Origin of the sequence: Microvirga pakistanensis (genome assembly GCF_004458765.1) — a bacterium.
GTDB classification, from domain to species: Bacteria; Pseudomonadota; Alphaproteobacteria; order Rhizobiales; family Beijerinckiaceae; genus Microvirga; species Microvirga pakistanensis.
The window spans coordinates 1-223 of sequence record NZ_SPJX01000305.1 but is presented as its reverse complement, the minus strand read 5'-3'; the positions used below and the strand labels follow the sequence as shown (position 1 = coordinate 223).

1 protein-coding gene is annotated in these 223 nt (G+C 70.0%); it reads left to right on the top strand.

Features of this window, described 5'->3' with window-relative positions:
• Positions 1 to 11: 11 nt before the first annotated feature.
• Positions 12 to 223, top strand: a 212-nt coding sequence (locus E4K09_RS16705; RefSeq protein WP_134498938.1) for a hypothetical protein, incomplete at its 3' end; no start/stop codon positions are given.

The following is a 223-nucleotide window of genomic DNA, read 5'->3' as shown; positions in this document are numbered from 1 at the left end:
CAGGGGACATCGTGGGCCGAACCTGGGACGAACTGACGCGCTCCGTCGTGTCGGATCCCGAGGGGGAGATCGCGGGATGCTTCGCGCGCCGTGAGACCTGGACTGCGAGGACTGTCTCCTGGGCGATGGACGATCCATCCCTGGAGGTGCCGGTCGCCTTGGGCGGCGTGCCGGTCTTCGGCGCCGACGGGGAGCTCAGCGGGTATCGGGGCTTCGGCCTGCT